The following is a 24,979-nucleotide window of genomic DNA, read 5'->3' on the forward strand; positions in this document are numbered from 1 at the left end:
TATTGCACGTGAGAGTGACCAAGGCCCAGGCGCAGGCCAATCGAGAACACATCGTTGAGACGGCCTCAGAGCTGTTCCGTGAGCGTGGCTTTGACGGCGTCGGTGTGGCGGATCTCATGGCGGCTGCCGGTTTCACCCATGGGGGCTTCTACAAGCATTTCGGGTCGAAGGCCGACCTGATGGCCGAAGCTTCGGCCTGCAGTCTCGGCAAATCGTTGACAGGTGCCCAGGCGCTCGATGTCCCCGGTTTCATCAACGTTTATGTGAACAGAGAACATCGCGACGGACGCGGCAGCGGTTGCACGATGGCCGCACTGTGTGGCGACGCGGCGCGTCAGTCGGACGACGTGAAAGCAACGTTTGCCGAAGGCATTGAACGCACCCTGCAAACTCTGGGGGAAAAATATCCGACAGGGCCGGATGCCGCGGAGGGCGAGGGCAGGAAGAAAATGATCGACTTGCTGTCGCGTGCGGTCGGCGCAATTGTCTTGTCACGCGCCTGTCCGGATGATTCCGCCTTGGCGGATGAAATCCTTGAGGTATGCCGCGCCGAAATGTTTGCTTCATTGCCGGTGTTGCCGGTCGATGAAGTGGAAACGCCGTAGAAGGGCCGATCCGCCCTGTTCGACGGCTTGAACGTCAGCCCGTTTCACACAGCCGTTTTTCGTGAATATGTACTCTATTGGTCACGATTTGTAAGACCTCGACAGGCTGAGTAAGCTACGCCCATGAATCAGCCATCGATATCTTCGCCCGGCCCACGTGGCCCAGTCGATCACGACATTCGTGATCAGATTGTCGCGGCAGCCAATGAACACTTCAGCCAATACGGCTATGGCAAAACCACGGTTTCCGATCTGGCCAGGGCCATCGGTTTTTCCAAGGCGTACATCTATAAATTCTTTGATTCCAAGCAGGCGATCGGCGAAGCGATCTGCTCAAATTGTCTGGGGCAAATGGTTGCAGCGGTCGAACAGGCTGTTAACGCAGAGGGGATTTCGCCGACCGAGCGTTTCCGCCGGCTGGTGAAGACCGTGATTGCCACGGGTGTGGACCTGTTCTTCAATGATCGCAAGCTTTACGACATCGCGGCATTCTCGGCAGCGGAGCGTTGGCCAAGTGCTCAGCTGTATGAGGAGCAGATCAAGCGCTTTATCTTCGACATCGTGCGTGAAGGGCGAGAGCTCGGAGAGTTCGAGCGCAAGACCCCGCTGGACGAGACCGTCGAGGCGATTCATCTGACCCTGCGTCCCTTCGTCAACCCGTTGTTGCTGCAGCACAATCTCGATTTTATCGAGGTAGCGCCCACGCTGACCTCCAACCTCATTCTGCGTAGCCTGATGCCCTGACCTGAAAGCGATCTGGTGGTGCTGCTCAGCGTGCCGCTACAGGTTGTGATTCAGTGGGTTGCCAGCCCCCGCCCAGCGACTTGAATACCGCCACCGCCGCACGGGCCGATTCCGTCCGCGCCTGCGCTCTGGCGTCGGAGGCCTGCAGCAATGTTTCGTCGGCGTGCAGAACATCGATCAGGCTGGCGGTGCCTTTTTCATAGGCGGTGAACGAGGACTGGCGTGCTTGAGTCAGCGCCGCTTCGCCGCCGGTCAGGGTCGTGGCCTGGGTTTGCCGATTTACCAGTGAGGACAGCGCGTTCTCTACATCTTCGGTGGCACGCAGTACCGACTGGCGATAGGCCGCCAGTGCTTCTGATTCCTGACCTTTGGCCTGATCGATCCGGGCGTTGATGCGTCCGAAGTCAAATAGCCGCCAGCGCAAACCCAGCACACCGGCCGACTGGCTTGCGCCGCCGGTGAAAAGATTGCCGCCGGATACGGCTGTCGCACTGCCGAGCAAGGCGCTGAGGGAAAATTTCGGGTAGTACTCGGCAATCGCTTCACCGATACGCGCGTTGGAGGCCGCGAGGCGGCGTTCAGCCACGATCAGGTCCGGTCTGCGCCGCAGCAGATCTGCCGGTGTGCGCAGCGCAGTCAGCGACGGCACATCGGGAATTTCGCCCTCACGTGCCAGTTGCGTGCGGTGAGTGCCGGGAGGCGTGCCGAGCAGCACGTCCATCGCATTCATGGCTGCCTCCAGACCGCTTTGCAGTACCGGAACGGTCGCCTCGACTTGCGACAACTCACCCTCGGCCTGGCGCACCTGATATTCCGCGGCCAGACCCTTGCCGTAAAGCAACCGGACCTTTTCCAGCAACGCGCGCCGGGTATCGACTTGCCGGTTGGCGATGTCCAGCCGCGCCTGTAATCCGCGCAGGGTGATGTAGATATCGGCCGTTTGCGCAGCGATCGCCAACCTCGTCGCCGTGACACCCGCTGATGAGGCCTGATACTCAGCCAGTGCCGCCTCACGCCCGCGGCGCAGTCCGCCAAAGACATCGACTTCCCAGCCTGCCTCGAGGTTGGCCTCATAGGCATTGCCGTAACGGTCGTAGCCCGGTGCTGAATTCAACACCTGGCCCAGTGGCGTCTCGACGGACTGATAAGCGCGTGCCGCCTGTGCGCTGATGTTCGCCGAGGGCAGCAGTGCTGCATTTGCGGCGCCCAGGCCGGCCTTGGCCTGGGTGACGCGCGCCGAAGCCTGTGCCAGGTCCAGATTCTGCTGCAAGGCTTGGTCGATGAGGTCGGTCAGCAGCGGATCATTGAAGCTTTCCCACCAGGCGGCAAGGCTGTCCGGTGTCGATCCGGATCGCGGTTCGACAGCGGACTGCCCCAGGTAATGATCTGAAAGCGGGGCGTCTGGACGATGGTAATCCGGACCCACCGCACAACCTGCCATGAAGCTGGCGGTAACCAAAAGAGCAATCGGGCGCAGGGGAGGCATCGGCGTTCCTTAACGAGATTTTTGTGACTATATTACGTAATGGTCACAACGTGTCAATTAAGGCTTGAAAAGGCAATCACGGCATTAATGATAAAAATGGAGCGTCGAATACCTCATGGAATGTGACTGTTGACGATATTAGTCACAAAGATGAGAATATGATGGTCATCCTATTTCAGTAAGTGAACCTATGCGCCGGCTTCGAATTTCCCCTATTGCCGCATGCCTGTTGCCACTCGCCCTGGCGGCGTGCGGTGATTCCTCATCCGTTGCAGACCCGCGCACACAGGCGCCTCTAGTTAGGTTCACCGCCGTTCAGGCTGCGGTTGACGGTTCCCGCACCTTCACGGGAGTGGTGACTGCGCGCATTCAGGGCGACCTGGGGTTTCGCGTTTCGGGCAAGGTGCTCGAGCGTCTGGTTGACACGGGGCAGAGCGTCAAACGCGGTCAGCCGCTGATGCGGCTCGACCCCATCGACCTGGGGCTGCAGGCACGCGCGCAGCAGGAGTCGGTCATCGCCGCACGGGCCCGCGCCAGGCAGACAGCCGATGACGAAGCCCGCTATCGCACTCTGGTCAGCGCCGGCGCCATTTCCGCATCGGCCTACGATCAGATCAAAGCCGCCGCAGACACGGCCAAGGCCCAACTCAGCGCCGCTGAAGCGCAAGCGGACGTTGCCCGCAACGCTTCCGGTTATGCGGTGCTGGTTGCCGATGCCGACGGCGTTGTGGTGGAAACACTCGCCGAACCCGGACAAGTCGTCAGCCCTGGACAACCGGTGGTTCGACTGGCGCGGGCAGGGCAGCGCGAGGCCATCGTGCACTTGCCCGAGACCTTGCGCCCCGCAGCAGGATCCACCGCGCAAGCCACGCTCTATGGCGATGCCTCGGGTGCTGTGACCGCGAAACTGAGGTTGCTTTCGGATTCGGCGGACCGCACGACGCGTACGTTCGAGGCGCGCTATGTACTGGAAGGCGCGCTGGCCAATGCGCCGATAGGTTCGACAGTCACCCTCAGAATCGCCGAGGGTTCGACACCTGCCGCATCGTTGCAAGTGCCTGTTGCCGCGCTTTACGACGCGGGTCAAGGTCCTGGCGTGTGGGTCATCGACGGCACACCGCCAACCGTGACCTGGCGAGCGGTTCGGGTGCTGGGGTTGAGCGACGATTCGGCCCGAGTCGCTGGCGATCTCCGGGTTGGCGAACAGATTGTGGCGCTGGGCGCTCACCTGTTGCGCGAAGGTGAGCCAGTAAGAATGCCCGTGCCTGATGCGGCGACCGTTGCCGGGAGTCGCCCATGAGCGAGGGCCGATTCAACCTTTCTGCCATCGCCGTTCGCGAGCGTTCGATCACGGTCTTTCTGATTTTCCTGATCGCCGTTGCCGGCACCCTGGCGTTCTTCCAGCTGGGGCGTGCCGAAGATCCTCCGTTTACGGTCAAGCAGTTGACCGTCATCACGGCGTGGCCGGGGGCGACCGCACAGGAGATGCAGGATCAGGTCGCGGAGCCACTGGAAAAACGCCTGCAAGAACTCAAATGGTACGACCGCTCGGAAACCTATACGCGACCAGGGCTCGCTTTCACGATGGTCTCGTTGCTCGATAGCACGCCGCCCTCGCAAGTGCAGGAAGAGTTCTATCAGGCGCGTAAAAAACTCGACGATGAAGCGATCAAGTTGCCGGCGGGCGTCATCGGGCCGATGGTCAACGACGAGTATTCGGACGTGACCTTTGCGCTGTTCGCCCTGAAAGCCAAGGGCGAGCCGCAGCGTCTGCTGGTCCGCGATGCGGAGTCCATGCGCCAGCGCCTGTTGCATGTGCCGGGGGTGAAGAAGGTCAACATCATCGGCGAACAAACCGAACGAATATTTGTTTCCTTTTCGCATGACCGGTTGGCGACCCTGGGCTTGTCACCGCAGGACATCTTCGCCGCACTGAACAGTCAGAACGCACTGACCCCGGCCGGATCAATCGACACCAGCGGGCCGCAGGTTTTCCTGCGTCTCGATGGTGCGTTCGACAAGCTGCAAAAAATCCGCGACACCCCTGTGGTCCTGCAGGGGCGGACACTCAAGTTGTCTGATGTGGCGACGGTCGAACGCGGTTACGAAGACCCGGCCACCTTCCTGGTGCGCAATAACGGCGAAGAGGCGCTGTTGCTCGGTGTGGTGATGCGCGAGGGCTGGAACGGCCTTGATCTGGGCAAGGCGCTGGATGCCGAGACCGTCAGGATCAATGAGGAAATGCCCTTGGGTATGACCCTCTCGAAAGTCACCGACCAGGCAGTGAATATCGACTCCGCCGTTGGCGAGTTCATGGTCAAGTTCTTTGTCGCGCTGCTGGTGGTCATGCTCGTCTGCTTTCTGAGCATGGGCTGGCGTGTCGGCGTGGTGGTCGCCGCTGCGGTGCCGTTGACCCTGGCGATCGTGTTTGTGGTGATGGCGGCCACCGGCAAAAACTTTGACCGTATTACCCTGGGGTCGTTGATTCTGGCGCTCGGGCTGTTGGTCGATGACGCGATCATCGCCATTGAAATGATGGTGGTGAAAATGGAGGAGGGCTACGATCGCATCAAGGCGTCTGCCTATGCCTGGAGCCACACGGCGGCGCCGATGTTGTCCGGAACCCTGGTGACGGCGATCGGTTTTTTGCCCAACGGTTTCGCTCAGTCCACGGCCGGCGAATACACCAGCAACATGTTCTGGATTGTGGGCATCGCTCTCATCGCTTCATGGGTCGTGGCGGTGGCGTTTACTCCTTATCTGGGCGTGAAACTGTTGCCGGACATCAAGGCAGTCGAGGGTGGACATGCGGCGATCTACAACACGCCGCGATACAACCGCTTCCGTCGGATTCTGACCCGGGTCATTGCGCGCAAATGGCTGGTCGCGGGCATGGTTATTACGCTGTTCTTCGTGGCGGCGGCAGGCATGGGCCTGGTGAAGAAACAGTTCTTCCCGACCTCTGACCGTCCCGAAGTCATGATCGAGGTGCAAATGCCCTACGGCACCTCCATCGAGCAGACCAGCGCCACGGCCGCCAAGGTCGAAGCCTGGCTGCACCAGCAGGATGAAGCAAAAATCGTCACGGCCTATATCGGCCAGGGTGCGCCGCGTTTCTTTCTGGCCATGGCGCCGGAACTGCCCGATCCGTCGTTCGCCAAGATCGTAGTGCTGACCGACAGTCAGGAAGCGCGGGAAACCCTCAAGTTGCGTTTTCGTGACGCGGTCGCTCAAGGGCTCGCCCCGGAGGCGCGTCTCAGGGCAACGCAAATCGTGTTTGGTCCTTACTCGCCGTTTCCGGTGGCCTACCGGGTGATGGGGCCTGATCCGGCCAAGTTGCGGGTGATCGCCGAGCAGGTGCGGGGCGTGATGCAGGACAGCCCGATGATGAGAACCGTGAACACTGATTGGGGGCCGCTGACTCCGTCGTTGCATTTCAATTTGGATCAGGACCGTCTGCAGGCTGTGGGGCTGACATCGACTGCGGTTGCACAGCAGTTGCAGTTCCTGCTCAGCGGAGTACCGATCACGGCGGTGCGTGAGGATATTCGTTCAGTGCAGGTCATGGGGCGGGCAGCGGGCGATATCCGGCTCGATCCACAGCAAATCGAAGGCTTCACCCTGGTCGGTGCGTCGGGGCAGCGGGTCCCGTTGTCGCAGATAGGCGAGGTCGATGTGCGCATGGAGGATCCGATCCTGCGCCGGCGTGATCGCACTCCGACCATCACCGTGCGCGGCGACATTGCCGAAGACTTGCAGCCACCGGACGTTTCCAGTGCGCTGCTGAAGCAACTGCAGCCGATCATCGAGAAACTGCCTTCCGGTTACCGGATCGAGCAGGCGGGTGCGATCGAAGAGTCCGGCAAGGCCGGCAAGGCGATCCTGCCGTTGTTGCCGATCATGATCGCCATGACCCTGGTCATCATCATTGTGCAGGTCCGTTCGATCTCGGCGATGATCATGGTGTTCCTGACCTCGCCGTTAGGCTTGATTGGCGTGGTGCCGACACTGCTGATCTTCAATCAGCCGTTTGGCATCAATGCGTTGGTCGGATTGATTGCACTGTCGGGGATCCTGATGCGCAATACGCTGATTTTGATCGGTCAGATTCATCACAACGCGCAAGAAGGGCTGGATCCGTTTCACGCTGTCGTCGAAGCCACGGTGCAACGTGCGCGACCGGTACTGTTGACAGCCCTGGCGGCGATCCTGGCGTTCATTCCCCTGACACACTCGGTGTTCTGGGGGACGCTGGCCTATACCCTGATTGGCGGCACACTCGTCGGTACCATCATGACGCTGGTCTTCCTGCCCGCGATGTACTCGATCTGGTTCAAGATCGGTCCCGACGCCAGGGCGCCGACTGCAACAGTCAAACCGGTGTAGCGATTGGCGCCGGGAACATCCCGAGAGAGGCAGGGAGGCGGCAAGTCCCGAGAGCTCGCCGCCGTTCCTTGATTGCGGATATCGATTACAGGGTTGAGATCGTACCGCCGTCGATACGGTGTTCGGATCCAGAGATCGATGCAGCCCGGGAGGATGCAAGGAAGACGATCAAGTCCGCAACTTCTTGGGGCTTGGCCGGCCTTCCCAGTGGGATTCCGCCTATCGACTCCATGACAATTCGTTTGCCGCCTTCGTAGTCGGTTCCCGCTTGTTCAGCCAATCGCTCGGCAAACCTTACGGACGCCTCTGTCTCAATCCACCCCGGCGCGACACTCAGCACACGAACGCCCTTGGGCATTACTTCTTTTGCAAGAGACTTGCTGTAAGTGGTGAGAGCCGCCTTGGCGGCGGCGTAGGCGGTGGTTGACTCATACAGAGGCATCATGCGCTGGATCGAGCTCACATGGATGATGACGCCTGAGCCTTGGGCCAGCATGGATGGCAGTAATGCGCGGTCCAGGCGTACGGCAGGCATCAGATTCAGATTCAGTTCTGCCAGCCATTGCTCGTCACTGATGGCGGCAAAACCACCACCCGGCGTGTTTGACCCTCCAAGCACGTTGATCACGATGTCGACTCCACCCCACATCTCAAGGACCGTCTGTGCGAGGTGAGCAACGCCTGCTGCGGTGGTCAGATCTGCACCGATATAGGTGACACCCTCCATCGGTGGTACTGACACGTCGCGCGCCGAGGTCGCCACCCTTGCGCCTGCCTCCACGAGAGTCTGAACGACTGCAGCGCCAAGGCCCATAGTGCCGCCGGTGACCACGGTGCGCAGGCCATCGAGTTGAAGGTCGAAGTTCATGCTGTTACCTCCAGCGATGCGATCAGGCCGCCTTCAAGACGAAAGCGGTACGACAGAACGGTCGGGCTGCCGGAGAAGTTGCCGCTAACCCTGGCGCGGACGAGTTGCAATCCGTCCTCTCGCTCAATGGTCAGGGGAACGGTAGTAGCGCTGTACTTGCGTGATGCCTCGGCCAAGAGGCCCTTGATGGCATTGATACCCGCGTAGGTATGACCGAAGTCCGTCATGACGGCTTGCGCCGTGAAGCAATGCGCCAGGGCTTCGGGGTTATGTTCCGCCGCGAAGTAAGCGGCGATTGGCTCGGGCAGGGTCAAGGCAGGCATGTTGTCGGCTCCATGGGGTCGGTGAAAGCCCTAGGATGCGTACCGGACAGAATTAATTGAATCGCCTAGAATCAGCATTGGTCATGTAGAGAACAATGCATAATGCGCGGATCCGAATTTGCTGAGCTAAAAGCCTTCGTGGCGATCGTCGAGCGCCAGAGCTTCGCTCGCGCGGCAGAGTATCTGGGGCTCTCACCCTCCGCACTCAGCCAGACCATTCGGCATCTCGAAGCTCGCCTTGGCGCACGCCTGCTCAATCGCACCACTCGCAGCGTTGCTCCCACGGCGAGTGGTGAGCTGCTTTACAGCCGTATCGCCCCCTTGTTTCGAGAGATGGCTGTTGCAGTCGCCGAAGCCAGTGAGGCAACAGGGCAGATAAGCGGCACGCTGCGTATCAATACGCCAGGGATCGCCGCCAGAACCCTCATTGCGCCTCGCCTGGCACGCTTCCATCAGGCCCACCCTGATGTGCTGCTCGACATTGTGGTGGACGACGCACTGACCGATATCGTGCGCGGCCGATTTGACGCGGGCATCCGTGTAGGTGGTCGGCTTGAGAACGATATGGTGGCCGTGCGCCTCACCCCGGACCTGAACATGGTCGCTGTGGCATCTCCGGACTACCTCGCACGTCGTGGCACGCCCCGGTCACCTGCCGAGTTGCAGGATCACGCTTGCATCAACTGGCGGTTGCAGATGGACGGCAGACCCTATCGCTGGGAGTTCCAGGAGCAAGGGCAGCCAATGGAGGTGGCGGTCGATGGTCCCGTCGTCACCAATCATCCCGACATCGGTATCGCCGCAGCCGTGCAGGGGCTCGGCATTGCGTACCATTTCAAGAGAGAAGGCGTGGGTGAGCTCCTGGCCGAGGGGCGGTTGGTCCAGGTTCTCGCTGACTGGTCGATCTCGCGCCCAGGGCTGTTCCTCTATTACCCGAACAGACAGTATCGACCAGCCGCCCTGAGTGCGTTCATCGACTGTCTATTGGATCGCAACTCGTTTGATCGGCCGTGTGCCGAAAATCATCGGTGATAGGCGCCAGGTAATGGGATTGAGCATCTCAAACCGCGGCGGTAGCTTTGCAAAGAGTGTTCCCCACACCCGTTGAAGGTGCCCACGAAAGGCACCTTTTTCAGTTCCATCACAATCTGGCCAGACTCAAAGCAAGTCTTCAGGCTGCATCGTCAGAATGATTTTCCCGACGTTCTCGGAAGACTCCATTCGGCGGTGAGCATCGGCAGCCCGTGATAACGCAAACGTGCTATCGACGACAGGCTCAAGACTTGCGGCACCCTCAAAGCGATCAAGCCAGTGCTCGCGGAAGCGCTTGATCATGTCGTGCTTCTCCGGCTGCGTACGCGACTTCATCACCGTGCCGATGATTTGCAAATGGCGGTAAAGAATGTCCTCCAGCGCTACGGTCACGTTGCCGCCTGCGCCGAGGATGCCCACTTGCACCAGGCGACCGCCCTTTGCAAGGGACGCGATGTTGCGTGCGAAGTAGGGCGCCCCGATAAAGTCGATGATGACATCGACGCCGCGACCCTGGGTTTTGGCGGCGATTACGTCAGCGAAATCCTGCGTCTTGTAGTCGATCGCCACGTCAGCGCCCAAATGCTCGACACGCGCCAACTTGCTGCCGTCGGTCGTCGCATACACCGTGGCACCCGTGGCGTAAGCCAGCTGCACCGCGGCAGACCCGACGCCGCCGGCGGCCGCATGAATCAACACTGAATCGCCAGCCTTGAGCCGAGCCAGATGCATCATCGCTTCATGGGCGGTGACGAATACCTCGGGAATGGCTGCCGCGTGTACATAGTCAAGCTGCGCGGGGATGTGCATGGCCATGCGGTAATCGATGCGTGCCAGTTCGGCGTAGGCACCGCCTCCAACCACGCCCATGATTCGATCTCCCACCTCGAATCCTGTTACCGCGCTCCCTTTGCCGATCACTTCGCCGGCGATTTCCAGGCCGATGATCATTGAGTCGCCGAAATTCGGACGGCCGTACCCACCGGTCCGGTGAGTCAGGTCCGCACGATTCACCCCGGCGGCATAGACACGTACCAGCAGGTCGTCAGGCCGCACTTCAGGATTGGCGACTTCGACGAGTTCAAGGACGTCTGGCGCACCAAACGCTCTGATGTCGATGGCTTTCATTCAGTTGTTCTCCTTTGCGCTGAACGTGGCGTTGGCGATCGCCGATGCGGTGATCGCGCCGGGGAAACCCACGTAAAAAGCCAGGTGGGTGATCGCTGCCGCCATTTCGTCCTGGGTCACACCGTTGGCAGCCGCGCGGCGTAAGTGGGCAGGCAACTCTTCCGAGTGACCAGCGGCAATCAATGCCGCCACGGTGATCAGGCTACGGTCGCGCGGGGACAGCGCCGGATCGCTCCAGATTTGCGGATAAAGCGTCGAGTCGACGAATTGCGCCAGCTTTGGCGTGAACGCGCGCGCTGCTTCGCGAGGACTGCTGAAATTGATCCTGGACATGGGCGAGCTCCTTAAACCTGGCTGATGAATTTGTGGGTGAGATAGTGCTCGATACCTTCAATGCCACCTTCGGAGCCGTGACCGCTCTCTTTCATCCCGCCGAAGGGGAGTTCGGTAGCGACGATGCGGTATTGGTTGATCCCGATCATCCCGGCCTCCAATCCGTCCGCGACGTCAATGGCCGTGCGCGCGTTGGAGGTGAACGCGTAGGCAGAGAGGCCGTAGGGCAGGCGGTTGGCTTCTCTCAAGCCATCAGCCAGTTCATCGAACGGCATCAGCACGGCGATAGGGCCGAAAGGCTCTTCGTGCATCACGCGGGCATCCATCGGCACATCCGCCAGAACCGTGGGTTGGAAGAAGTAGCCTTCGCCTGACAAGGCTTCACCACCGACCAATACCCGCGCACCTTTTTCGACGGCGTCGGCGACCAGTTCTTCCATCTTTGCCAATTGCCTCGGGTTGGCCAACGGTCCGACCTGGGTGTCAGGATGCAAGCCGTCGCCGATCCGCAGGGCCTGTGTCGCAGCGACAAAGTGATCAACGAAGGCTTGATAGGCACCACGCTGGATCAGAAACCGAGTGGATGAAATGCACACTTGCCCGGTCCCGCGAAACCGATTGGCGACACCTTCAATGGCGGCTTTTTCAATGTCGGCATCTTCGAATACCAGAACCGGTCCGTGCCCACCCAGTTCGAGGGTGATGGGCTTCACGCCTTCAGCCGCTCGTGCGGAGAGCAGGCGCCCGATGGGCACCGAACCGGTGAACGTCACTTTGCGGATGATCGGCGAGGCGATCAGATGGCTGGACACTTGATCCGGTACGCCAAAGACCACTTGCAGCACACCCTTGGGCAATCCTGCATCGTCGAGTGCACGCGCCAGGGCCAGCGCTGTGGAGGGGCTTTCTTCACCTGGCTTGAGAATGACGCTGCAACCCGCAGCCAGCGCTGCCGCGAGTTTGCGTGCCGGGGTGATGGCCGGGAAATTCCAGGGCGTGAATGCGGCCACCGGGCCGATGGCCTGGCGTTTGACCAGTTGCAGCACGCCTGGTCGATTGGCCGGGACCACACGGCCGTCGATTCGCCGGGCACTTTCGGCGAACCATTCGAAATACTCCGCCGCGCGGGTCACTTCATCCAGGCTTTCACCCAGCGGTTTGCCTTCCTCCAGGGTCATCTGCGCAGCAATCTGCGGTGCACGTTCGAGGATCAGGTCGGCGGCACGTTTGAGAATTTTTGCGCGTTTGTCGGGCACGGTCTGGCGCCATTGCTCGAAGCTCAGGCGAGTCACTGCCAGGGCGTGATCAAGGTCGTCTGCGGTGGAGAGTGGGACGCGTCCGATTTCCCGGCCGGTTGCCGGGTTAACCACGGCGGCAGTCTCGCGCCCTTCGGCGTTGAGCCATTCACCACCGATGAAAAGATAAAGCGGATCGTAGGAAGTCTTCATGATGTAGCCTTCAGTTGGTTGTGAGATTCGTATGAAGCTCGGTGCCTGATGGGCTGTGCCGCAGAGCCTGATCAGGAAGCTTGTGCAACCAAGTCTATGGAAGGAGGGCCCGTTGATTTAGTCGGGCCGAAGGGAATCATTGTTGTCTGCAGAGGTAATATCGGGCTGCGGGCCGACCGTGTAGCATCCTGAAAAAAGCGGTTATCACGGGTGTGCGCCAGATCCACAGGAAGGTCGCGATGGATAAGCTTTCGAACATGTCGGTGTACATAAAGGTTGTCGAGATGGGCAGTTTCACGGCCGTGGCCAATCATCTGGACTCCACGGTCGGTAACGTATCGCGTGCTGTATCGGCGCTTGAAAACGTGCTCGACGCACGGCTGTTGCAGCGCTCGACGCGGCGCCTGTCGGTCACCGATGCGGGGCGACGGTTCTATGAGCGCTGCACGAAAATTCTGGCTGATCTGGAAAGTGCCGAAGCCGAAGCCAGCAATGCGGCGCTGGAGCCTCGGGGAACACTGCGGGTGCATTGCGTCCCCGGACTGGCTCGGCATCTGGTCACGCGGGCCGTGCTGGATTACCGCCAGCAATTCCCGGAGGTGTCTGTGGATTTACTGCTTTCACAACGCATGCCTAACCTGTTGGAAGACCAACTGGATGTCTCGATTCTGATCGCCCGAGCGCTACCCGATTCCGCATACGTCAGCCAAAAGATCGGTGTCAGCCATTGTGTTCTGGTGGCGTCGCCAGACTACCTGGCCCGGCATGCGCCTCTGGAGACGCCTGAAGATCTGCGTGATCACCAGTGTTTGCTGCTGGGTACGGTGGACTATGCGCGGGATGAGTGGCAGCTCAAAAGCAAGGCGGGGGACGCGACATTTATCCCGACAGGGCCGAGTTTCAGCGTCAACGATATGGATGCGATGGCGCTTGCCATTCGAGAGGGTGCCGGGATTGGCTTGCTGGCCGGGTTCACGGCCATCGACGATCTGCGCTCCGGCAAGCTGGTGCGGGTTTTGCCTGACTACCATACCTACGAGCGTAACGTGTATGCCGTCTATACCTCGCGACAGTTCGTCGATGCAAAAATCACGCGTTTCATCGAAACGTTGAAAGATCAGGTTGGCAGTCAGCTGGCAGCCACGGCCAAAGCACTTATCGGTTGAAACGCTGCGGGGCAGAAAGGTATTTGCGCCTCGATGAAGCAACTTCCCGAGGCGCAATGATCGGCGAACAGGTTACTTAGCCCTGGCTGCAACGGCCCATGACCTTATAGGCCAGTACGTGTTGTTTGCCTTGTGAATCCTGGTAGGTCATGTGCGTCGGCACGACTGCGCAAATATCCGGCACCGGATCTTCAGAGATGACCTTGGCGACATCAAGGTGGGTGCCGTAGCCATATTGCTCGACCTGTTGATTCTTGGCAGTACCGTCCTGTGCCGCTACCACAGAGCTGAAGCCCAAGAGTGCGACGATGATCATTGCAGTTTTCATGATGAGATTCCCTGAAGTAAGTGTGATCTTGCTGGCAGGACGAACTTTAGGCTCGAGGGATTTGTGGAAACAGGAGCGAATCAGGGAAAGACTTTTCTACATTCCGAACACAATCGTCAGGTTTCGGACGTTAGAACGCTTGATTTTGGGACTGTCGGCTTTTGACTGAAAACCGCATGTTGAAGACAGCTGCCTCCCTCAGTTGCGAGGTGGAGACAACTAAATTTTTTTGGGGGCGCGCGCAGCCGTGTCGGAAGAGCAGGGGTGCGGAAATGACCGAAAAGATGCGCAAACCATCCTGAGGGAGAGGAGTCAAATTTCTGGATGCCAGAAACGACAAAGCCCTGAATAATCAGGGCTTTGTCGTACATAAGATGGCGGAGGCGATGGGATTCGAACTCATGGACCTGTTACAGTCGACGGTTTTCAAGACCGTTGCCTTAAACCACTCGGCCACACCTCCGTTGCGTTGCGGGCGCCATAATACCTGAATGAAACACACTGTCAAACTCTGTGCATGGCTTGTTACAGAGCGTCTGTTATGATCTTTGCGACTGAACGTTTCAAACCAACAGGAGTGTCGCCATGCGCGAACAGGATTACGCAGTTCACAACAGCGTGCAGGCTGAGCAGCTAGAGGTTAGCCGCGTCCTGCGCAACACTTACGGTCTACTGGCGCTCACCCTCGCATTCAGCGGTGTGATGGCGTTCGTGGCCCAGCAGATGCGGGTCGGCTACCCGAATATTTTCGTGGTGCTGATCGGTTTCTACGGGCTGTTCTTCCTCACCAACAAGCTTCGTGATTCCGCCTGGGGCCTGGTGTCGGCGTTTGCCCTGACCGGTTTCATGGGTTTCCTGCTCGGCCCGATCCTCAACCGTTACCTGGGCATGCAGGGCGGCGCTGAAGTGGTCAGCTCCGCGTTCGCGATGACCGCACTGGTGTTCGGTGGTCTGTCGGCCTACGTGCTGATCACCCGCAAGGACATGAGCTTCCTCGGTGGTTTCATCACCGCCGGTTTCTTCGTTCTGCTGGGTGCGACGCTGGCAAGCATGTTCTTCCAGATCAGCGGCCTGCAACTGGCGATCAGCGCAGGTTTCGTACTGTTCTCCTCGGTTTGCATCCTGTTCCAGACCAGCGCCATCATCCACGGCGGCGAGCGCAACTACATCATGGCGACCATCAGCCTGTATGTATCGATCTACAACCTGTTCGTCAGCCTGTTGCAGATCTTCGGCATCATGAGCCGCGACGACTGATCGCTGCACCGCTATAAACAGAAAACCCGCGAAAGCGGGTTTTTTGTTGCCTGCGAAGAAGAAAGCAGACGTTCAATTGATCACGATGCTGCCATCGGCCTGTTGTTTGTAGATCGTGTAAGGCAGCAGCAACGTATCGAGCACTCCCGACACGGCTGCATCGACCAGCAGACCCGGCGTCGCGTTCTTGTAGTTGAACGCATCGACGTCATCCGGCTTTTCGGCGTGCAGCATGCAGAAATCGTACGTCACGCCGCTGTAGATGCGCGGTACAGCGCCGCAGTAGGATTTTTTAGTCTTCAACTGGTCGGTGGAAGACTTATCGCTGAACGCCACGGTCTGCACCGTCCCGCACCCGGCCAGCATCAACATCGCCAGCATCATTGCCTGAATTTTCATACCGCCAATCCTTCGCCGGAAAAAACACAATCTACGCCGCTCACGCCATCGGCGGCAATCGACGTTTCACCGGGGTCTTCTTGACGATCGCGGTATTGGTTTCCGCCAGCGTATTCAACCGGTCAAGCAGGGTGTCCAGCTGCTCCATCGAGCGCACATGCAGGCGCGCGATAAAACAATCTTCTCCGGTGACCTTGTCGCACTCGGTGAACTCGGGAATCGAAAGGATCTGCCGCTCCACTTCCTGCAACTGCCCCGGCAATGGCCGCACCCGGACAATCGCCTGTAACTGATAACCGAAGCATTTCGGGTCAATCTCTACGGTGTAACCCTTAAGCACACCACGCTCCTCCAGACGCCGCAGGCGCTCGGCCACGCTGGGCGAGGACAACCCGCTGATTTGCGCAAGGGCCTTGAGCGAGCGGCGCGAATCCTCCATCAGAGCTCCGATCAGGATCTGGTCGATATCGTCGGTCATACAAGAAACTCCCGCATTAGGCGAATGGCACAAACCACCCTTGATAAAAAAGGCAGAAACCGAGTTTAGCCTGCTTTTTGCGCTGGAGAAGTTTCGGTCTCGCTTGGCATACTTTTGCCACACATTAAGGAGATTGATGATGGACAACACACTCCGTCGCGGCTCATTCGAAATGACCGCCGCCATGCTGATATCCGGGACAATCGGCTGGTTCGTGCTGGTGTCGGGGCAACCGGTGCTGGACGTGGTGTTCTGGCGCTGCGTATTCGGCTCCGGGACCTTGCTGCTGATCTGCGCCGCGTTCGGCTTTCTGCGCCCAGGCATCCTGACCCGCACCACTTTCCTGCTGGCGGTGCTCAGCGGAATGGCAATCGTCGGCAACTGGGTGCTGCTGTTCGCCTCGTATTCACGGGCATCGATTGCCATCGGCACGGCGGTGTACAACGTGCAGCCGTTCATGCTGGTGGGTTTGGCGGCATTGTTTCTGGGCGAGAAGATCACCCTGCAGAAGCTGTTCTGGCTGGCGATTTCATTTATGGGAATGCTGGCCATTGTCAGTGCCCATGGGGGGCAAGGCGAGGGCGGCAGTGATTACCTGACGGGGATCGCGCTGGCGCTGGGTGCGGCGTTTCTGTACGCCATCGCGGCATTGATCATCAAGCGCCTGACCGGCACACCGCCGCATCTGATTGCGTTGATCCAGGTCTGCACCGGTGTGTTGCTGCTCGCGCCGTTCGCGCATTTTTCAGCAATGCCCGAGGCGCCAAGTGCCTGGGCCAGTCTGGTGACGCTGGGCATCGTCCACACCGGTCTGATGTATGTGCTGCTTTACGGCGCGATTCAGAAACTGCCGACCGCATTGACCGGCGCGCTGTCGTTCATCTACCCGATCGCGGCGATTTTCGTCGACTGGTTTGCCTTCGGCCACCAACTGCAAACTCTGCAATGGGTCGGCGTGGCGGCAATCCTGCTGGCAGCAGCCGGCATGCAACAGGGTTGGGGATTGAAGTCACGTCGTCTGCTCGCTCAGTGAATTCAGATCTCCTTGACCGCGGCTTTGAACAGTCCTCTTAGTTGTTGATTGCCGGCATCGACCAGATGGTTATCGTCGAAATACAACGGCACACCTTGCTTTGACCCCATGCAGTTACCGTCCGGACAAAGCAGCGGGGTCGGGTCCAGCACCTGTGCATTGCACCGTTTCGCCACAGTTTCAATGGCATCGTTGGCGATTCGGTTGCGTTGCTCGTAATCCTGCAACGGGATGGAAATATCGGCAGTGTCACCAAAAATGCGTTGATGCAGATTCAGGCCTTTATAGACGCTGAACGGCATCTCCGGGATTGGTTTGACGATGTAAACCGGATGGTTTTCGGCGATGGCGCACACGGTGTTCGCGTATTCAGCGACGTAGGCCTCGCTGAAAGACATTGGCTGCTGATCGGGAAAGCGAATCCGATAGCTGTTGTTACGACTCGGATCGGCATACAGCGCCGCTCTGCTGAACAGCACCACTGGAATTCCCGTGTATGAATTCTTCAATATTTGCAGTTTTTCGTGATTGAACGCCTGACATTGACGCTCGAGTGTTTTGTCGTGCATCTGGAAGTTCTGCAATGTCGGACAACCACCCAGGGACCACGACAAAGCTGCTTGCGGATTATCCATCTGCACGGCAGCGGCGGTGGATTGCGCATGACTGTCGCCAAACAGAATGACTGACACCTCGCCGTTGCCCAGTTTGCAATCGGCGGCGCCATGGGCATTCGGGCGGCATTCCTGGGTATAGAGTTTGCTGGTGTACTCGGGTTGCCCGAGGTCGACAAAGGCAAAGCGAAGTGATGGGTGATTCTTGACCAGCGACGCCGTCGCGGCAGACACGACAACCATTCCGGTCACCCACGATGCATACCTGAAGAGCGTACCGCGTACCGACTTTATCGGCTTGATCCTGGATTCCACCAGGTAATACGACCCGGCACCCAGAACAAATGACAACGCCACCGCGCCCCAGACGTGTGGCCAGCTATTGAGCAGGCCACAAGTGTAGAGAAGAACCACCAGTGGCCAGTGCCACAGATAAACCGAGTAGGAAATGGTGCCGGTCAATTGCAGTGGCTTGAACGTGCTGAAAACCGATCGGGTATTACCGTAGATCACCAGTACCGTGCCCAGAACCGGCAAGAGTGCCAGGTAACCCGGCCAAAGGTCCTGTTCCGAAAAACACAACACACTACCCAAAATTGCCAGAAGCCCAAGGCCTTCACAGATGGAGCCGTTGCGCTTGCTCAGTTGCAAGGGAAAGAGAAATACGAGGCCACCGGCAATCAATTCCCAGGCTCGGGTCGGCAGCATGTAGAAGGCAAACACCGGATCCGAGCGTGTGATGACAGTCGAGGCGGCAAAAGACGCAGCAGCCAGTATCAACAAGCTGTAGCGGGTCTTTTGTGCGCCCAGGCACTTGTAAAGCGCCATCAGCAGCAAGGGATACAGCATGTAGAACTGCCATTCGACTGACAGCGACCAGGTGTGCAGCAACCAGTTCTCGTGCAGCGGTGCGTCGAAGTAGCTGCCACCCTTGGCGAACATGAAGTTGGAACTGAACAGCAGGCTGCTTTTGATCGTTCTGATGACGTCGCGAAAGTCATCCAGCGGCAGAAAGACGAAACCGAACAGCAGCAGGGCGAGACACACCACCAGCAATGCCGGGATGATGCGTCGGGCTCTCGAGGCGTAAAACCCCAGTAACGAAAAGCGCTGCTGTTCCAGGCCCGTGAAGATGATGCCGGTCATCAGGAAGCCGGAAATGACGAAGAACACGTCTACGCCTGCAAAACCGCCACCGAATCCTGGAACCGCGAAGTGATAGAGCACCACCGACAGCACGGCAAGCGCCCGCAAGGCATTGATATTCGTCCTGAATTGCATTGAAGCATCCATCCACGTCCGTTGTGGGGGCGCATTGTAGAGAGTATGTAGAGTTTGTTACATCGGAAAAGTCTCAGATATTCCAGCGCGGCGCAGTCTTCGCCAGACGCTGGCGCATCTCGCCGATGTTGGCTGCCAGTTGTCGGGTCAGCAGACGGTAGCCATCCAGCGGGCTGTAAATCGGCGTGTCGAGGCTGGCGTCCGGCAATTCCACCGGACGTCCCAGTCGCTGGACCGCACCGGATTTCAACGCTCGGGCCATGCCGATCAATTGCACGCGAATGTGCCGGTGTTCGGCCTTGAGCGCCGCTTGCAGGTGCGTCATGGCGTCGGGGTCGTTGGCGTCCGGGCGGATGTTGCCGAGGATTTCCAGAGTGCTGATGCACATGCGCAGGTTGCGCTGGATAGCGTCCAGCTCGGTCATCGACACTTTGACTTCCTTGGACACAGAAGGCATCAGCGAACGCAGTTGCACCATCACCGCGTTCAGCCGGTTCATCAACTTCAAGTGTTCGTCGGCGGTCACCGGTTGGCCGCCGATGATCCGTCCGTACACCGTCGCGCAATCGCGCAGCGCGTCGGCCAGGTTGTAGCGCCACGAGTACACCGCGTACAGCGGCAGGGCGAAGGAAAAGGCCAGGGCCAAGGCGATGCCGATCAGGATATCGACCCCACGCCACAGCCCGTCGGTGATCGGGTTGTCGCCATGCCCGGCGACGATGAACACGGTGATGGCCGAGAGCAGGGCGGTGTAGCCGCCCTTGCCGATGGCGTGATACGAGAAGAATCCGCACACCACCGCCATCGCAAAATAGGTCAGCCACGGCATGCCCAGCCACGCCTGCTGCGCCACTATCAACAAACCGACGCCGGCACCGATCAAGGTCCCGGTGGCGCGTTCGGCGGCTTTCTTGCCGATGTTGCCGTGGTGCTGCAAGCCGCCGATCACCACCAGCATGGTCACCGACGCCCACTCGCCGTGGGGCAGGTTGATGCCGGTGGTCAGCAGGATCGTCGCCAGCAATCCCAGCGCGACCCGCACCGCGTGAATCGTTCGTGCATGGCGATAACGTCGATACGGGTCGAGCAATGGCCGCAGGATCCGCCGCAACAGCGGCGGCCAACGGTGGGGGCTGAAAGTGCTCAGCGGTGTTTCCTCCTCAGAAGATGTAGTCGGTGGCGATGAAGTTCGAATCCCGTCCGCGAATGATTTCGCTGATCAGATCTTTATTGGGTTCCTGGAACTTGGTGGCCACCAGCGTACGGATCGAAAACACACGCAGCGCATCGTGTACCGACAGCGTGCCTTCGGCGGAGTTCTTGCGCCCGTTGAACGGGTAAGTGTCCGGGCCGCGCTGGCACTGGGCGTTGAGGTTGATCCGCCCGACCTGGTTGGCGAAGGTGTCGACCAGGCGGCCGACGGCGACCGGGTTGGTGCCGAAGATGCTCAGTTGCTGGCCGAAGTCCGATTCCAGCACGTAGTCGATCACGGTATCGAGGTGACGGTACGGCACGATCGGCACCACCGGGCCGAACTGTTCTTCCTGATAGACACGCATCTGCGGCGTCACCGGGTACAACACCGCCGGGTAGAAGAACGAGGCCCGCGCTTCGCCGCCATTCGGGTTGACCACCTGGGCGCCTTTGCTCTGCGCGTCAGCCACCAGCCCATGCAGGTAATCGACCTTGCCTGACTCTGGCAGCGGCGTCAGCGAAACCCCGCTGTCCCATGGCATGCCTGGTTTGAGGCTGGCCAGTTTGGCGTTGAATTTCTCGATGAAGCTGTCGACCACATCCTCATGCACAAACAGGATTTTCAGCGCGGTGCAGCGCTGGCCGTTGAACGACAGGGAGCCTGTGACCGCTTCGCTGACCGCGTTGTCCAGATCCACCTCGGGCAGGACGATCCCGGGGTTCTTCGCATCCAGGCCCAGCGCGGCACGCAAGCGGTGTGGTTTCGGGTGCAGCTTTTTCAGGTCGCTGGCGGCCTTGTTGGTGCCGATGAAGGCGAAGATGTCGATCTTGCCGCTGGCCATCAGCGCGCTGACGGTCTCGCGGCCGCTGCCGTAGATCACGTTGATTACACCGGTGGGGAAGCTGTCGCGGAAGGCTTCGAGCAGCGGACGGATCAGCAGCACGCCGAGCTTGGCCGGTTTGAACACCACGGTGTTGCCCATGATCAGCGCCGGGATCAGCGTGGTGAACGTCTCGTTCAGCGGATAGTTGTAAGGGCCCATGCACAGCGCCACGCCGAGCGGGACGCGGCGGATCTGGCCGAGGGTGTCCTGTTCCAGTTCGAAACGACTGGAGCGGCGGTCGAGTTCTTTCAGCGCGTTGATGGTGTCGACGATGTAGTCGCAGGTGCGGTCGAACTCTTTTTCCGAATCCTTGAGGTTTTTGCCGATTTCCCACATCAGCAGTTTCACCACGGCGTCGCGTTGCTGGCGCATGCGCCCGAGGAAGGCTTCGACATGCTGGATGCGTTCGGCCACGCGCAGGGTCGGCCACAGGCCCTGGCCCCGGTCGTAGGCGCGCACGGCGGCGTCGAGCGCGGTGAGGGCGGTGTCGGCGTCCAGCAGTGGCGTGCTGCCGAGGATCACTTGTTCGTCGCCATTGTCGCCGTGCAGGTAGACCGGGCTGCGCACGGTGGCGAGCGGGCCGTCCCAGCGGCGCAACTGGCCATCGACCAGGTATTCGCGTTGCTCGACCTGACCGTCGAGGCGGTATTTTTCCGGGATGTCGCTGACAGAAGGGAACAGGTTGCCAAGGATGTTTGCTGTGGTCATGTCGCTACCCCGTAGAAGATGTCGGCGGGCCGATTGGAAAAGGCTTTACAGGTTATACGCCTGAATTCACTGAAATTTAAACCCGCAAATGTCACGGGAATGTCACGCACGGCATAAGACCTGACTGGCCTCGTATGCCCCCCTCACTGTCCCGCAATGCCCTCAACCCGCCGCCGTCGCTGCCTTAAGGTGGGATCACAACAATAAGCGGCACCTCACGCGAGGATCTTTATGCGGGCATCCCGATTCACCTGGCTGCTGATGCTGGCCGTTGCACTGGCCGGTTGCGGCGAAGACGCCAACTCCCCGACCTCATCCGGCATCGCCCGTAGCGCCATGCCCTCCGACCCGGCGCTGGCGCAGATCTACGCCAACAGCTGCCAGCTCTGCCACGCCAACCCTGCCGCCAATGCGCCGCTGACCGGTGACCGCAAGGCCTGGGAACCGCGCATCCAGCAGGGCGCCGACACGCTGCTCGACCACGCCATCAACGGCTACAACGGCATGCCGCCGATGGGCCAGTGCGTCGAGTGCTCGGAAGAACAATTCCTTCAGTTGATCGGCTTCATGGCCGACCAGCCGCTCCCACAATAAGGACCTTGGCATGCCGATAGATCTGACACGCCGGCAGTTGTTGCAACGGGCAAGCATCGTCGGCGCCTTCAGCGCGCTGGCTTGCAATCCGGCGCTGGGCCAACTGATGCGCGCGCCGCGACTGATTCCCTGGCGCAACTGGTCGGGCGGGCAGAGTTGCCTGCCGGCGGCGCGGGTGGCACCGAAGAATCTGGATGAACTGACGACGATCATTCAGCAGGCACCGGGCAAGATTCGTCCGGTCGGTTCGGCGCACTCCTTCAGCGCGCTGGTGCCCACCGACGGCACGTTACTGTCCCTGAGCTACTTCAACGGCCTGCTCGATCACGACCCGAAAACCCTGCAAGCCGAATTCGCCGCCGGCACGCCAATGTCGCGAATGGGCGTGCCGCTCAAGGACATCGGCCAGGCGCTGCAAAACATGGCCGACATCGATTACCAGACCCTCGCCGGGGCGATTTCCACCTCGACCCACGGCACCGGCAAAACCTTCCAGTCCTACTCGGCCCACGTCTGCGGGCTGCAACTGGTGACCGCCAGTGGCGAGGTGCTTGATTGCGACAGCCAGCGTCATCCCGAAGTGTTCAACGCCGCCCGGGTATCCCTCGGCGCGTTGGGCGTGGCCACCAAAATCCGCCTGCAAAACCGCCCGGCCTATCGCCTGCGGGAAACCCAGTGGATCGCCAAGACCGAAGAACTGCTCGAAGACCTGGACAAGAACACAAGCGAAAACCAGCACTGGGAAATGCTCGTCGTCACCCATTCCGATTACGCCCTGTCGATCGCCCTCAACGAAACCACTGACCCGCCCACGCCGCCGATTCCGCCCGAAGAGGAGGGCGGCAACGAGTTCGTGACGTTGATCGAGAAGATCGACAAGTACGGCAGCGATTTTCCGAACCTGCGCAGTTCGCTGCTCAACAGCCTGCGGCATCTGGCGAGTTTCGACGACCGGGTCGGCGACTCGTTCGACATCTACGCCAACGTGCGCACCGTGCGCTTCAATGAAATGGAATATTCGGTGCCCGCCGAGCACGGCCCGGCCTGCCTGCGCGAGATTCTCAAGCTGATCCGCGACAAGGACCTGCGCACCTGGTTTCCCATCGAGTACCGCTACGTGAAGGCTGACGACATTCCACTGAGCATGTTCGAAGGCCGCGACAGCTGTTCGATCTCGGTCCACCAGCATTACCAGATGGACCATCACAACTTTTTCGCCGCCGTCGAGCCGATCTTCTGGAAGTACAACGGCCGCCCGCACTGGGGCAAGTTGCACACGCTCAATGCCCGCACGCTGCAGACGCTCTATCCGCGCTGGCAGGAATTCATTCAGGTACGCCAGGCGCTGGACCCGAGCGGCAAGTTTCTCAACGGGCATCTGTCGTCGATTCTGGGGGTGAGCTGATGGCGGTCAATCGACGTAATTTCGTGCTCGGGACTTTGGGTGTTAGCGCTTTGTTGGTGGGGGTTGGTGCATGGCTGCGTCCGGGGGATCGCGGCGGGCCTTACAGTGAATATTTCCGGGCGCTGAACAATGAGCTCAAGGCAAAAGGCCCGATGCGACCGGTGTTGCTGATCGATCTGGATCGCCTCGATCACAACATCGACGTGGTGATGCGCTCGGTCAAACGCACGGGCAAGCAGTTGCGGCTGGTGGAGAAATCCCTGCCGTCACCGGGGTTGCTCAGCTACATCGGCCAACGGGCGGGGACGCAGCGGCTGATGTCGTTTCATCAGCCATTTCTCAATCACGATGCGGTGACGTTCCCGCAGTCGGACATCCTGCTCGGAAAGCCCTTACCGGTACGCTCGGCTGAGCTGTTCTATCAAACCCACAAAGGTCCGTTCGACCCGACGAAGCAACTGCAATGGCTGATCGACAACCCCGAACGCTTGCAGCAATACCTCGCGCTGGCCCAGGGATTGGGCACGCGGATGCGGATCAACATCGAGCTGGACGTCGGCCTGCACCGGGGCGGCGTCAGTGACGTGAACGTGCTCGGGCAGATGCTCGCGCTGATCGCCGCCAACCCGCAGCACCTGGAGTTCGCCGGGTTCATGGGCTACGACCCGTTCGTGGGCATGGGCGTGCCGGGAATTCTCGGTTCGCCCGAGGAACTGTTCGCCAAGGTGTTGGTGATTTATCAACGCTGCGTCGACTTCACCCGGCAGCAATACCCGGCGCTGTGGCATGAGGGCTTGTGCCTGAACACGGCTGGCAGCCCGAGTTATCGCATGCATGAAAACGAAACCCTGAGCAGTGAAGTGTCGGTGGGAACGGCGATGCTCAAGCCGACTCATTACGATCTGCCGTCGCTGGTTGAGCATGAACCTGCCGCGTACATCGCCACGCCGGTGTTGAAAAGCACGGGGCCGGTAAACATCCCGGCGCTAGATGACAAGTCGAGGCTGTTTTCGTGGTGGGACACCAACCAGCGCCAGACCTTCTTCATCTACGGCGGCAACTGGATGGCCGAATTCGAATCACCGCCCGGATTGCAGAGCAATGGTGTTTACGGCCGTAGCTCGAATCAGGAGATGGTCAATGGTTCGAATGCCGTGGGGCTGACGGTGGAGGATCAGGTTTTTCTGCGGCCGACTCAGACTGAGGCGGTGTTGCTGCAGTTTGGTGATTTACTGGCGGTGCGCGGCGGCAAGATTGTCGATACCTGGCCTGTGTATACCTGAAG

23 protein-coding genes and 1 tRNA gene are annotated in these 24,979 nt (G+C 59.8%); 11 read left to right on the forward strand and 13 right to left on the reverse strand.

Translation table 11 applies throughout. The annotated features are described in order from the left end of the window. The first annotated feature begins 8 nt into the window (after nucleotides 1-8). Nucleotides 9-605 carry a TetR/AcrR family transcriptional regulator gene (locus CAG25_RS14430; protein WP_172829529.1) on the forward strand — a complete coding sequence of 199 codons (597 nt, stop codon included), beginning with the start codon at nucleotides 9-11 and terminating at the stop codon, nucleotides 603-605. A gap of 123 nt (nucleotides 606-728) precedes the next feature. Next, on the forward strand, nucleotides 729-1,349 hold the full coding sequence (locus tag CAG25_RS14435; RefSeq protein WP_085611770.1) for a TetR/AcrR family transcriptional regulator: 621 nt from the start codon (nucleotides 729-731) through the stop codon (nucleotides 1,347-1,349). Nucleotides 1,350-1,374: 25 nt separating this feature from the next. Here the strand turns inward: CAG25_RS14435 and CAG25_RS14440 are convergent, their stop codons facing one another. Beyond that, nucleotides 1,375-2,835, reverse strand: a complete 1,461-nt coding sequence (locus CAG25_RS14440; protein ID WP_085611769.1) for an efflux transporter outer membrane subunit — start codon at nucleotides 2,833-2,835, stop codon at nucleotides 1,375-1,377. Nucleotides 2,836-3,025: 190 nt separating this feature from the next. Here CAG25_RS14440 and CAG25_RS14445 point away from each other — a divergent pair, with 190 nt between their 5' ends. After that, nucleotides 3,026-4,135: an efflux RND transporter periplasmic adaptor subunit gene (locus CAG25_RS14445; protein ID WP_085611768.1), complete on the forward strand. Its 1,110-nt coding sequence runs from the start codon at nucleotides 3,026-3,028 to the stop codon at nucleotides 4,133-4,135. Beyond that, the gene (locus CAG25_RS14450; protein WP_085611767.1) at nucleotides 4,132-7,221 is read left to right on the forward strand and encodes an efflux RND transporter permease subunit; all 3,090 of its coding nucleotides are present in this window, start codon (nucleotides 4,132-4,134) and stop codon (nucleotides 7,219-7,221) included. The genes CAG25_RS14445 and CAG25_RS14450 overlap by 4 nt, the downstream gene beginning before the upstream one ends. 85 nt (nucleotides 7,222-7,306) lie before the next feature. Here the strand turns inward: CAG25_RS14450 and CAG25_RS14455 are convergent, their stop codons facing one another. Both CAG25_RS14455 and CAG25_RS14460 read right to left on the reverse strand, forming a co-directional pair. Beyond that, nucleotides 7,307-8,089, reverse strand: coding sequence for an SDR family oxidoreductase (locus CAG25_RS14455; protein WP_085611766.1), 783 nt, complete (start codon nucleotides 8,087-8,089; stop codon nucleotides 7,307-7,309). After that, nucleotides 8,086-8,412, reverse strand: a complete 327-nt coding sequence (locus CAG25_RS14460; RefSeq protein ID WP_085611765.1) for a nuclear transport factor 2 family protein — start codon at nucleotides 8,410-8,412, stop codon at nucleotides 8,086-8,088. Before CAG25_RS14460 ends, CAG25_RS14455 begins: the two co-directional genes overlap by 4 nt. Before the next feature lie 102 nt (nucleotides 8,413-8,514). Here CAG25_RS14460 and CAG25_RS14465 point away from each other — a divergent pair, with 102 nt between their 5' ends. Next, a complete protein-coding gene (locus CAG25_RS14465; protein ID WP_085611764.1) occupies nucleotides 8,515-9,444 on the forward strand; it encodes a LysR family transcriptional regulator in 930 nt (309 codons plus the stop codon). A gap of 126 nt (nucleotides 9,445-9,570) precedes the next feature. On the opposite strand, the gene CAG25_RS14470 is transcribed toward CAG25_RS14465, so the two are convergent. Genes CAG25_RS14470 through CAG25_RS14480 form a run of 3 tightly spaced genes read right to left on the reverse strand, consistent with a single transcriptional unit; the run spans nucleotide 9,571 to nucleotide 12,353 of the window. Beyond that, nucleotides 9,571-10,572 carry an NAD(P)H-quinone oxidoreductase gene (locus CAG25_RS14470; protein ID WP_085611763.1) on the reverse strand — a complete coding sequence of 334 codons (1,002 nt, stop codon included), beginning with the start codon at nucleotides 10,570-10,572 and terminating at the stop codon, nucleotides 9,571-9,573. Further along, the gene (locus CAG25_RS14475) at nucleotides 10,573-10,905 is read right to left on the reverse strand and encodes a carboxymuconolactone decarboxylase family protein (RefSeq protein WP_085611762.1); all 333 of its coding nucleotides are present in this window, start codon (nucleotides 10,903-10,905) and stop codon (nucleotides 10,573-10,575) included. Between the two features lie 11 nt (nucleotides 10,906-10,916). Beyond that, nucleotides 10,917-12,353, reverse strand: a complete 1,437-nt coding sequence (locus CAG25_RS14480) for an NAD-dependent succinate-semialdehyde dehydrogenase (protein WP_085611761.1) — start codon at nucleotides 12,351-12,353, stop codon at nucleotides 10,917-10,919. Nucleotides 12,354-12,592: 239 nt separating this feature from the next. Between CAG25_RS14480 and CAG25_RS14485 the strand changes: the two genes are divergently transcribed. Continuing rightward, nucleotides 12,593-13,519, forward strand: coding sequence for a LysR family transcriptional regulator (locus tag CAG25_RS14485; protein ID WP_085611760.1), 927 nt, complete (start codon nucleotides 12,593-12,595; stop codon nucleotides 13,517-13,519). A gap of 76 nt (nucleotides 13,520-13,595) precedes the next feature. Here CAG25_RS14485 and CAG25_RS14490 read toward each other — a convergent pair whose 3' ends face one another. Then, on the reverse strand, nucleotides 13,596-13,847 hold the full coding sequence (locus CAG25_RS14490; RefSeq protein ID WP_074690881.1) for a DUF2790 domain-containing protein: 252 nt from the start codon (nucleotides 13,845-13,847) through the stop codon (nucleotides 13,596-13,598). A 375-nt stretch (nucleotides 13,848-14,222) separates the two neighbouring features. Beyond that, nucleotides 14,223-14,310 (reverse strand) — tRNA-Ser (locus CAG25_RS14495). A 122-nt stretch (nucleotides 14,311-14,432) separates the two neighbouring features. On the opposite strand from CAG25_RS14495, the gene CAG25_RS14500 reads away from it, so the two are divergent. Continuing rightward, the gene (locus CAG25_RS14500) at nucleotides 14,433-15,104 is read left to right on the forward strand and encodes a Bax inhibitor-1/YccA family protein (RefSeq protein WP_007955123.1); all 672 of its coding nucleotides are present in this window, start codon (nucleotides 14,433-14,435) and stop codon (nucleotides 15,102-15,104) included. A gap of 72 nt (nucleotides 15,105-15,176) precedes the next feature. Here CAG25_RS14500 and CAG25_RS14505 read toward each other — a convergent pair whose 3' ends face one another. After that, the gene (locus CAG25_RS14505; protein WP_085611759.1) at nucleotides 15,177-15,503 is read right to left on the reverse strand and encodes a YceK/YidQ family lipoprotein; all 327 of its coding nucleotides are present in this window, start codon (nucleotides 15,501-15,503) and stop codon (nucleotides 15,177-15,179) included. A gap of 40 nt (nucleotides 15,504-15,543) precedes the next feature. After that, on the reverse strand, nucleotides 15,544-15,981 hold the full coding sequence (locus CAG25_RS14510) for an Lrp/AsnC family transcriptional regulator (protein WP_064381847.1): 438 nt from the start codon (nucleotides 15,979-15,981) through the stop codon (nucleotides 15,544-15,546). 139 nt (nucleotides 15,982-16,120) lie between these two features. On the opposite strand from CAG25_RS14510, the gene CAG25_RS14515 reads away from it, so the two are divergent. Then, entirely contained in the window at nucleotides 16,121-17,014 is an 894-nt protein-coding gene (locus CAG25_RS14515; RefSeq protein WP_085611758.1) for a DMT family transporter, read from the forward strand. A gap of 2 nt (nucleotides 17,015-17,016) precedes the next feature. Here the strand turns inward: CAG25_RS14515 and CAG25_RS14520 are convergent, their stop codons facing one another. From CAG25_RS14520 to CAG25_RS14530, 3 genes are all read right to left on the reverse strand, one after another. Then, nucleotides 17,017-18,909, reverse strand: coding sequence for an acyltransferase family protein (locus CAG25_RS14520; protein WP_085611757.1), 1,893 nt, complete (start codon nucleotides 18,907-18,909; stop codon nucleotides 17,017-17,019). Between the two features lie 73 nt (nucleotides 18,910-18,982). After that, nucleotides 18,983-20,023, reverse strand: coding sequence for an FUSC family protein (locus CAG25_RS14525; protein ID WP_178076469.1), 1,041 nt, complete (start codon nucleotides 20,021-20,023; stop codon nucleotides 18,983-18,985). A gap of 46 nt (nucleotides 20,024-20,069) precedes the next feature. Next, nucleotides 20,070-21,695, reverse strand: coding sequence for an NADP-dependent glyceraldehyde-3-phosphate dehydrogenase (locus CAG25_RS14530; protein ID WP_085611755.1), 1,626 nt, complete (start codon nucleotides 21,693-21,695; stop codon nucleotides 20,070-20,072). A gap of 231 nt (nucleotides 21,696-21,926) precedes the next feature. Between CAG25_RS14530 and CAG25_RS14535 the strand changes: the two genes are divergently transcribed. The 3 genes from CAG25_RS14535 to CAG25_RS14545 all read left to right on the forward strand — a co-directional run bounded on the left by CAG25_RS14535 (nucleotide 21,927) and on the right by CAG25_RS14545 (nucleotide 24,977). Then, entirely contained in the window at nucleotides 21,927-22,289 is a 363-nt protein-coding gene (locus tag CAG25_RS14535; RefSeq protein ID WP_085611754.1) for a cytochrome c5 family protein, read from the forward strand. Between the two features lie 76 nt (nucleotides 22,290-22,365). Next, on the forward strand, nucleotides 22,366-23,694 hold the full coding sequence (locus tag CAG25_RS14540) for a D-arabinono-1,4-lactone oxidase (protein ID WP_178076468.1): 1,329 nt from the start codon (nucleotides 22,366-22,368) through the stop codon (nucleotides 23,692-23,694). A gap of 74 nt (nucleotides 23,695-23,768) precedes the next feature. After that, entirely contained in the window at nucleotides 23,769-24,977 is a 1,209-nt protein-coding gene (locus CAG25_RS14545; RefSeq protein ID WP_178076467.1) for a DSD1 family PLP-dependent enzyme, read from the forward strand. Nucleotides 24,978-24,979: the final 2 nt, after the last annotated feature.

The organism is Pseudomonas sp. B16(2017), assembly GCF_002113205.1.
Classification (GTDB): domain Bacteria; phylum Pseudomonadota; class Gammaproteobacteria; order Pseudomonadales; family Pseudomonadaceae; genus Aquipseudomonas; species Aquipseudomonas pharyngis.